The organism is Serratia sp. A07 (assembly GCF_058725505.1).
Genome location: NZ_JBZXDO010000062.1, coordinates 1 through 9,818 on the forward strand (window position 1 = coordinate 1; position 9,818 = coordinate 9,818).

The 9,818-nt window shown below is 55.2% G+C and carries 7 protein-coding genes and 2 pseudogenes; 6 read left to right on the top strand and 3 right to left on the bottom strand.

Translation table 11 applies throughout. From position 1 onward, the window contains the following. From AC4PR2_RS26520 to AC4PR2_RS26545, 6 genes are all read left to right on the top strand, one after another. Nucleotides 1-246 (top strand): Rpn family recombination-promoting nuclease/putative transposase (locus tag AC4PR2_RS26520; protein ID WP_492175736.1); only part of this gene is annotated, 246 nt, incomplete at its 5' end. A 28-nt stretch (nucleotides 247-274) separates the two neighbouring features. Further along, a complete protein-coding gene (locus tag AC4PR2_RS26525) occupies nucleotides 275-889 on the top strand; it encodes a DUF2913 family protein (RefSeq protein WP_492175737.1) in 615 nt (204 codons plus the stop codon). A gap of 108 nt (nucleotides 890-997) precedes the next feature. Continuing rightward, nucleotides 998-1,441: a hypothetical protein gene (locus tag AC4PR2_RS26530; RefSeq protein WP_492175738.1), complete on the top strand. Its 444-nt coding sequence runs from the start codon at nucleotides 998-1,000 to the stop codon at nucleotides 1,439-1,441. After that, complete coding sequence (locus tag AC4PR2_RS26535) at nucleotides 1,378-4,206, top strand: DEAD/DEAH box helicase (RefSeq protein WP_492175739.1); 2,829 nt, start codon at nucleotides 1,378-1,380, stop codon at nucleotides 4,204-4,206. Before AC4PR2_RS26530 ends, AC4PR2_RS26535 begins: the two co-directional genes overlap by 64 nt. After that, nucleotides 4,161-5,051, top strand: a complete 891-nt coding sequence (locus AC4PR2_RS26540) for a DEAD/DEAH box helicase (RefSeq protein WP_492175740.1) — start codon at nucleotides 4,161-4,163, stop codon at nucleotides 5,049-5,051. Before AC4PR2_RS26535 ends, AC4PR2_RS26540 begins: the two co-directional genes overlap by 46 nt. A gap of 62 nt (nucleotides 5,052-5,113) precedes the next feature. Next, on the top strand, nucleotides 5,114-5,374 hold the full coding sequence (locus tag AC4PR2_RS26545; RefSeq protein WP_492175741.1) for a hypothetical protein: 261 nt from the start codon (nucleotides 5,114-5,116) through the stop codon (nucleotides 5,372-5,374). Here the strand turns inward: AC4PR2_RS26545 and AC4PR2_RS26550 are convergent. The 3 genes and pseudogenes from AC4PR2_RS26550 to AC4PR2_RS26560 form a co-directional block, all read right to left on the bottom strand. Further along, a complete protein-coding gene (locus AC4PR2_RS26550; protein ID WP_492175742.1) occupies nucleotides 5,371-7,311 on the bottom strand; it encodes a hypothetical protein in 1,941 nt (646 codons plus the stop codon). The genes AC4PR2_RS26545 and AC4PR2_RS26550 overlap by 4 nt on opposite strands. Nucleotides 7,312-7,386: 75 nt before the next feature. Beyond that, nucleotides 7,387-7,956, bottom strand: a pseudogene (locus tag AC4PR2_RS26555) (transposase); the annotation flags it as partial. A 186-nt stretch (nucleotides 7,957-8,142) separates the two neighbouring features. Continuing rightward, a pseudogene (locus AC4PR2_RS26560) lies at nucleotides 8,143-9,744 on the bottom strand (Tn3 family transposase); the annotation flags it as partial. Between the last annotated feature and the right edge of the window lie 74 nt (nucleotides 9,745-9,818).

Consider the following 9,818-nt stretch of genomic DNA (forward strand, 5'->3'; position numbering starts at 1 on the left):
GTTCCGCAACACGAGGAGGAACTGATGACCATCGCACAACAGCTTGAACAAAAAGGTATCGAGAAGGGTATCGAACAGGGTATCCAGAAAGGTATCCAGTTGGGTGAACAACGCGGTATTGAGAAAGGTCGCAATGAAGGCAAACTCGAAGTTGCCCGCACCATGCTGGCCAACGGCCTCGATCGCGATTCGGTGATGAAAATGACCGGGCTGACCGCTGACGACCTGGCCCAAATTCGCCACTAATCCTTTGCGTCGACGGGCAGGGCAGCCATTGACAGATAAAACCGCATCCGTTTCCCCGGAAAACACCACCTCAGCGCTCAGCCATCTGGCGTTCTGCGCCCTGGCAGCACTGGGGCTGGCGCGCCAGGACGGTATCGCCGGCACGCCCTATGCCGAAAACCTGTTCCTGATCCGCTGGCTGGCCACCGCCCAAAAGCAAAAACGCTTCCCCAGGAGCGTCGCGATTGATATCCAGTGGTTACTCGAACGTGGCCGCAAACACGGCCCGGCGGGCAAACTGCGCCAGCATCTTGACTACCTCTTTCGCTCCTGCAGCGGCAACCTGGCCGCTCAGTCCGACCTGTTCCGGCTCACCTACGCTTCTGAAACTCTGAAAGACCAGGGCTGGGACAATTATGTGCTGGACGCGAAAGAGTGGAAGTCCGGCGTCGTGCCGACACCGTCACAGCATAACGGGTTCTATGTCGAAAAAACGGCGCTGAATGCCGCTTTTGCCCAGGACGGCCGCCATCTGCACCCCGTCACCTTTCGGGTGGTCGGTGACGCCGACCGGTTTATGCACGTCATGGCAGAATACGGGCTGGGCACTCGCCGACTTAACAGCACGGCGACCTGCCACACCATCGCGCTGGAGCCTGCGTAAACGACATCATCGCAGCCCGGTAAAAGGACAGAGATAGCGGCACCTGACCCACCGTCGCCGGCAGACACGCAGCCGGCGGTGCTGAGGTCACGTTAACAGGGTGATACCATGACCGGACACAAAAACACACCTTCACGCGCTGACAACGCGGAGACCGGGATTGCGCATCTGTCCATCCCTCTCACCGCCATCCTCTGCCAGCTCGCCCTGCATGACGATTTGGCAAAATCCGCCCTGTTGGATAACCTGCATCAGCTGGAGATAAGCCCCGCTGCCCACCGCCGCATGAATCCCGCGGAAATGGCGGAAGCGCTGAAAGTGCTGTTGGCACAGGGATGGCTGCTGGAAAGGAACAACCGCTACCACCTGGCCGGTCATGATAATGGGGTTTACCGCTACATGGCCACTCACCCCGCAGTCTGGGGGGCTTCCCGCATCACCCTGGCCATTCACGCCTGTTCAGCGGCCTGCGTACACGCAGGGCCCGGATGTGGCACGCGCTTCTCGCCGGAGACGAGGCGGCCCTGCCGCAATACCTGGACGAATGGATAACAAATCCGGGGTATTCCCCACAGGCACATCCGGCTTTTCAGCTGTTGGCTGACGAGGCCGGCAGGCATACCTTTGCGCTGTTGAACGAGGGTATTCAGATAGCGCTGCTGGCCAGCTTTCTCGTTGATGCCTGCTATCGCCTCACGGAGTGTTCCGCACTCTATCAGTATGCCTGCACCTTCAGCGAGGCACGGAGCACAACACCACCTGCGTTACGAGAACCCCTGGCATTGCAGGCCCTGTGGCGCGGCGACCAGGGCCGCCTTGACCAAATAGCGGGGGAGGGGGAACTGCCCCCGACCGTCACCGGCTGGATGGCACTGTGCCGCGGACAAAAAGACACGGCGATCGAGGCATACCGGCTGCTCGTCAGTCAGTACCGCAAGGCCACGCGCAAACGCAAGCTGCACCTGCCCCCCTTGCCGTCCATGATGGCCGCGTTAACGCTGCTGGCCAATCATGAGCCTGCGTATACCGCAACACTTCGGGAACTGGCCCACCATGCCATCGAGGAGGGGTTCGGCAGTGGCTGGGTTTTGCTGCTGGGTCTGCTGCATGAATGCGAAGGTAAGCCGCCGCAGGGCACCTCACCCGAACAGGCCACGACGCCACTCATCGGCATGGCCGGCGTCTGGCTGGCGCTGCTCCGGCACTGGCGAAGCGATACCGAAGACGGCGAACGCGGGCAGCAACGTCTCGAGATATTCAGAGAACAGTTGGCCACCCGCGGCTATCACCGGCTGGAGAAGGACATTGCCGACCTGCTCCATCAGCAATACCGTCAGCAGGCGCCCCAACTGCCTCATCCGCTGAGCGCCCTGTATCGGCGAAGGGCGTCATGGGAATACGCCCTGGACGCCCTGAGCCAGCTGACGGCGGCGGAAAACGCCAATACATCCCGCATGGCCTGGTTTTTGACCCTGCATCGCTACGAGCTGACGCTGGAGCCCCGGGAGCAAAAATACAACCGGGACGGCTGGACCAAAGGGCGCCCGCTGTCCCTCAAACGCCTCAACGACGCGGCCGACACGCTGCCCTGGCTGCTGGCGCAGGACCGGCAGGCGTTAAGGCACATTCACTACACCTCCGCGTATTCCTTTTACGGGCACAGCGGCACCTACACGCTGGATGCGGAGGCCGCCTTGCCGGCGCTGGTTGGCCACCCGGCGGTGTTCTGGCAGGACGCCCCGGACATACGCATCGACATTGAACCCGGGCAGGTGACGCTGGTGATAACGGAGGAGGGGGAACATCTCGCCCTCACGCTCCGCCCGCCGGGCATCAGCGACAGCCGCGGACTGCTCTGGGAAAAAGAAACGCCGACCCGCCTGGTGGTGTATCCGGTCAGTGACGAACATCGCAAGATAGCCGGCATTCTCGGCCGGGAACTGCGCATTCCGGCCAGCGCCCGCGACCGGGTCCTGCAGTCGGTGTCATCCATCGCGCCCCTGCTGCCGGTCCAGGCCAATCTGCCCGAGCTGACGGCCCACATTCCGCATGTCCCCCCGGATGAAAAACTGTATGCGCATCTGCTGCCGCTTGGCGAGGGGCTGCGTCTGCAACTTCGTGTACACCCGTTGCCCAACGGCACCGCTTTCCCGCCAGGACGGGGCGGCGACATCGTCAACGGCGAGCACGACGGCCAGGCGATACAGACCCGCCGCGACCTGCCGGCAGAACAACAACGGCTGCGGCAGGTGCTGACGGCCTGCCCTATACTCGAAACGTCGACAACGGACACCACCGAATGGCAGCTGACCGATACCCAGGACGCCCTGGAGGCACTGACGCAACTGCGCACAATTGACCCGGCGCAGCTTGAATGCGTCTGGCCGGAAGGTGAACGCCTGCGTCTGGGCGGACGTCGCGATATGCAGGCCCTGAAATTGCATGTCCGCCGGCAGGGCGAATGGTTTGCCCTGTCCGGCGAACTGGCACTGGATGACGGCAAGGTGTTGCAGCTGCGCCAGGTACTGGCCCTCCTGCAGGAAAGCCGCGGCCGGTTCATCCGCCTCGGCGAGCAGGACTGGCTGGCACTGGATAATCAGCTGCGCCAGCGCCTGCAGCAGATAGCCCTGCTGGCCGGTGACAGTGACTCTCTCACGCTCAATACGCTGACGCTGCCGATGTTGAAAACGCTCGCCGATGAAGCCGGGCAGTTAGGCGGTGACGCCGACTGGCGCCGGCAGCTACGCGGGCTTAAGGACAGGGAAAAACATCAGCCCGTGGTACCGTCCACGCTGAAAGCCGAACTGCGCGACTACCAGCAGGCCGGCTTCTGCTGGCTGTCCCGGTTGGCGCAGTGGGGTGTCGGCGCCTGCCTGGCCGATGACATGGGGCTGGGGAAAACCCTGCAGGCACTGGCTCTGCTGCTCGAACGCGCCCCGGGCGGACCACAACTGGTGGTGGTCCCCACGTCCCTTGCCGGCAACTGGCTGAGCGAAAGCGAACGGTTCGCCCCCACACTCCGTCTGCGGGACTATCGGCTCCGACGCGAGACAGCGGACCTGGGCGCATTCGATGTGGTGGTGGTCAGCTATGGTCTGCTGCTGCAGGATGCTCCGGCGTTTGCTGACCGGCAATGGCACAGCGTGGTGCTGGATGAAGCGCAAGCCATCAAGAACGCACAGACCCAACGGGCACGCGCCGTGATGGCGCTGAAGGCGGATTTCCGCCTGGCGCTGAGCGGCACGCCAATCGAGAATCACTTGGGCGAACTGTGGAGCCTATTCCGGTTCCTCAACCCTGGGCTGCTGGGGGGCTGAAACTGTTCAATCAACGATTTGCGGCGCCGATTGAGCAGGGTGACCGGTTGGCCGGTACCACGCTGAAGCAGCTGCTTAAGCCGTTTATCTTGCGCAGAACCAAATCGCAGGTACTGGACGAATTGCCGCCGCGCACCGATATCCTCCACACCATTCCTCTGAGTGACGAGGAACGACACTGGTACGAGGCCTTGCGCCAGCAGGCAGTCGCGCGGCTGGACAGTGGCGGTGACGACATCAAACCGCTGCAGGTGCTGACGGAAATCACCCGGTTGCGCCGGTTCTGCTGCCACCCGTCACTGGTGCTGGATAACCTCCCGCTGGCAGGCAGCAAGCTGGCGGCCTGTCTGGATATCATCGCCGAGCTGCAGGAAAACCACCACAAGGCCCTGGTATTCAGCCAGTTCGTCGACCATCTGACGCTGTTGCGCACGGCGCTGGATGAACGGGGCATCGCCTGTCAATACCTGGACGGTTCAACCTCGCCGACCGAACGGGAGAAGCGGGTGGCCGCGTTCCAGTCCGGCGAGGGCGACCTGTTCCTGATAAGCCTGAAGGCCGGCGGTACCGGACTCAACCTGACGGCCGCCGATTACGTCATTCATCTCGATCCCTGGTGGAACCCGGCCGTTGAAGACCAGGCGAGCGATCGCGCCCATCGAATAGGACAAGAGCGCCCGGTCACGGTATACCGTCTGGTGATGGAAGACACCATCGAGGAACAGATGGTCGCCCTGCACGGCCGAAAGCGCCAGTTGGCTGAGGACTTGCTGGCCGGTAGCGACGGTGTGGGCCGGCTGGACACCCAGGCCCTGCTGGCGGTACTGCGGGGAAACCCGACGTGATGACCGTGGCGACATGTTGGCAGATCCCCGTGCCGTTTATATTACGACAAAAGGAGTGAGCCGTGACTGAACAGGAACTGTATGATCATGCCGTATCGTTGCTGGCAAAGAAAAATTACGCCTCTGGCGAGATGCATCGCCAACTGAGCCGACTGACCGAAAGCACGGGAGATATCGAGCGCATTTTACGTCGCCTGACCGATAACCACGCGCTTAATGATGCTCAGTTACTTGCTTATCTTTTTGATAAACATGGGGTTCTACGCCGGAACCCCAGATTTTTCCGTTCGCTCATCACTGGTGACAGATGGGTTGCTGATTAGCCAAAATCAAGCTGTGGGCTGAATATTGTTCCCCATGATTTCAGATTGGCTGTCTCGCCACTTCCTATTCCATAGTTTATTTGGGGTCCATCTTTGTATGGACCAGCACTAATATTGATTCTTGTGCTTAATATTGAGCCATCGGGTATATTATGCCCTGTGAGATCTATAACTTCTGTTTGTCCCACAGCTAGCTTGCTCGTCGATAAAACTGTACTCCCGATAGAAATTTCTAGACTGGCCACATAGCCGCCCTGGTTGAAATAGCTGACTTTCGAGAAGCTCTCTTTGGTACTGTGGACATAAAATCGAGTTGACACCCAGAAATTTTTTTCGAGGAGATCATTAACGCCCTGCGGTACGTCAAGTGGTGCAGGTGGCGCTGATTGGCCATTATTACCAATTGCGATATTTATGAATGGGGCTCTGACCGTCTGGTCACCAGTATTTTTAGTCGCATATGAGAGACGTAGAGAAACGGGACGTCCGTATGCTACTGTTATTGGTGAAGTCGGGAAGGCCACGTAAGTTGACTTCTGAGATAAAAATGATGTGTTAACGGTTGTTATTTTATCGTCTTGGATGATAATCACCCGCTCTGGCTCAAGATTGAAATAGCCGTCATTCTGATGCCCTACAATAGCAACCAGAGGGGCACTTTTACCCTGTTCTGCAGAAATTTCTAAAATCTGAACTTTGCGGCCATAATCTGGAGTCAATGAAATTGTCTTATCTGCCTCTGAACGCCATTTTAGTGTTATACCGTTAACAGTTACCGGAGAAATAGTCCCTGGCAGTGTTACGGCAGGTCTTTGCGTCGACTGGATATAATTAGATATTACGTTAACGAGCGATGAAATAGCTGCTTCTGTAAGTAAGGCTAAATCGACGAGTTCGCCTACCACGGGTACAGCTTGCGCAACGGTAAATGCCGCTAAGGCAATCGAACTGGTGATAATGCCTTCAACATCATCATGCTCAATAGAATCAGCCAGTGAAAAAGCATCCCCAATGCCAGGTACAATCCCGATAATGGCAGTAGCTTTATCCAGAGTTGATGACGAATTACTAGTTAAAACATCGGCAGTATTAGCGACCCACAGTAATAATGATGCCTTATGGATAACTTCACTTCCTCCTTTTAGGGTGGAGTGATTCGCTGATGATTCGTAGATTGTGTTTATGTCATTTTTATTGGCAGGGCTGTTTTTTCCTCTCTTGGGCAAAGAGTTGATAAATTTTTTGTCGGATGTGACTGATTTGGCTTTATCGACGGCTTTTTCTCTTATGCTGCCCCAGTTCAGACCACATATTCTGTCTCCGGTAGAAACTGATATCAAGGAGCGAGTACTTACGCCACAGCTAAGCTTGGAGTCTAAAGCCTGTCGAGCATCTTCCCCGTATTTTAATTTATCAAAACGTTCAACTACTTCTGGCTTTCCTGATTCGGCGAGATTCCACGGAATAATTATTTCGTAAGTTCCTGGAAGTGTCTCAACTTCCCTTTTAAGAACCACTAATTTTGAGCCTGGCCATTTAGAACGGATAGTGGCAGGGTCTCCCATTTGGTCAATTAGTGGTTTATTTGCATCAAGACCAAGTGCATTTTTTATTCCAACCGCCTCAGCTTCTGAATTTACTTCTACTACAGTGACAGGCCCAGGGAAATCAACTTTTAATAAGGCCCCTGCTTTTTCATATGCGCTGTAATCCCCTTTTGCCATGGCTGCATTTGCATATTCATCAGAAACCGTGGCATATCCTATTGCCCCACGCTGCTGATCTGCGACATAGAAACCTTTCCACTCATTGTCAAAGTTACCTGCTGAACCATCTGGACGTTTAATTCCACTTAAGACAGTATCTACATCCCCAAATTTAACGCCATGATAGGCGGTAAGGGAATTTTCTTGAGTCTGTTTAATAGTAACCGGCATACATTCTCCTTGAATAAATCGATGTTAGATTTCTCTCCAGTACATAAATTAACTTATTCCACCTCCTAAATAACCTCACTTAATATCGCTACATTTTCGCCAGCCAATTTTTTCCTCCGTGGATGGACTGACGGTTCCCATAAAATGATGAACTTTTCTCAGCAACTGCCTAATTGAATAGCACTGATGGTTACACGTTATTATGTAGTAAAATTCCAGCCAAAATCGTACAACATAGTTCACCCCAGCGAGTAAACTGAGCTTCGGGTTCGCCTTCAGGCCGGGTTGAGTTTTACGACTCTTGTGTATGATGTAGTTATAGATAATCAGCGTGATGTTTTTTGCCCGGGGGTAACTCACCTTTAGAAGCTTAAACAGGCTGATAAACAACGCCGAAATTTTCCTCTGCTGCTGTGTATGCAACACCTCGGCCAGATAGTATTCTTCATTCTGTCCCGGCGTGACGACCCGCTTTTGCTGTCCGCTAAGTTGCCAGTCTACGCCAATTTTGGGGGGGAGGTGAATATCCACATCACTCTCATAAAAGACCGGATACCCGGTACTGCATTCATCCAACGCTTTATGGATAACTACCATCGTTTTATCCTTGTGCGGGTCACAGTTACGCAGTGTTGGTGCGCTTCTGCTTCAGATTAATCAGTCTAGCTCTTTAATATAGAATAAGCATGATGCATACTGAGATAATAATAATATTTTTTGCTAAATAAATATAAATTGACCGGTTTTTGCTCTATAAGCAGAGCGACCACTTTAGAGCTGCAGCCTCAACCGTCTCTAAGGGGATCAATGCCGGATCCGCCGAAATTCCCGTTATCCCAGTTTCAGCCCGGCAACCAGCACATTCAGATCGATAAGTTCATTGCTGCTCTGAAAGGTATAATGTCCATTCAGCAAAATGTGCTGCCAGGCAACCGGTGATATTCGGGTCAGAGCTTCAATGCCCTTGGCATCGCCTTCCGCTTCCAGTCGTTCCAGCAATCGCGACAGGATTGCCGAGTTGTAATGCACGATCGCGTTGGAAATCAGCCGCCCGCACTGGTTACTGATGTCTGTTTCAATGTCATTTTTCCCGGTTAACTCTTTCTTTCCGCCGACTTTGGCCACTACGGCTCGCAGCTGGTGATAAGATTCAATCTGGTTCTGGGAACGTCGGATGTTACGTTCCAGCTGCGGATCGCGCAGATACTTCAGCGTATAGATGCTACGGACCAGCCGGTCATATTCGAATAATGCCTGGCGGGTCGGATTGGTCGTGGTGTACGTGCACAGTTTGCGGACCAGCGTCCCCTGCGTCATTTCTTTCAGCCCCAGCGTGGCGACGATGCGATCGAGATTGCTTTTTTCGCGGATGATAAGGTCCCGGTCAATCTGTCCGGCGGGCTGGATCAGGCATTTTTTATAGACCGACGGATCTCTGATGCAGTACAGCTCCTGTAACTGCCGGTTCAGGTCCGTAAAATGAGGCTCAAAGCGCAGGCCGAACCAGTGCAGGATCGCAAAGTTGGCTTTATTTATACTGTGCATATCGCCGGTGATGGCCGTGGGTTTCACCTCTGAGGTGTTGCGGTACCAGATATCAAAGACATGGTGGGCTTCATAGTCGTTCGTGCCAATCAGGTAACCGTTGATCGGGATGTGGTTACGCAGCAGCGTGTAGGCCACTATGCCTTTACCGCGGCCGAAGTATTTACGTGAATGCCGGGCCTTTACTGTCGGCCGTTCAATGGCAAACTTCTGACCGTCAACGGCACCATAAAGCGTTTCCGGATCAAACGAATAGTGCGGGAAAATCGGCAGTGCTTCTGTGGCATCGGTGATGCAGTCATTGGCCGTGACCAGTGACGCCAGGCGGAGGTACTGTTCGTACGTGGTTTCCAGCACATGGAACGGAATATCGCTGGTTCGTGCCATCACATGATTACCGTGATTCATCGCCTGGGCAACGATGACCGCCATCAGGCTGTCTGCATCGGCATTCTTTTTTGCATAGCGGGGTTGCAGCGGCTTCATGGCATGAAGAAACCGGCACTGTCCGTTAACAAACCGAAAGACGTCGGTCACATCGCAGAATGGCAACTGCTCATAAAATCGCTTCTCCTGCGCCTTATGACGGCTGACCACGGACTTATGCCAGGTCAGTTTCTGCGTTACTGCATCGTATTCCAGATGTTTCAGTTTCCCCTGCTTCAGCTCGCGGTTGAAGGCTTTCCACTGCCGGTGCAATTCGGACTCCAGCGCCCTGAGCTGCGGTTTAACCGGTTTTTGCAAAAAAGGAATATTCATTTCGGCCAGCACGCCGGCCTGTTCCCCTCCCGGTACCAGTTCATCAGAAAGATGGCGGTGGCGGAGACTGTCATTGAGGTGGAATTCACCCGCCTGAAAACGCTTTCTTATCTGGCGGTAGAGCCAGAACGTAGCGCCCCTGCGGGACGAGCACGGCAGCACAGCTGCCTCAACCGTCTTTAAGATCCAGCCTCACCTCAACG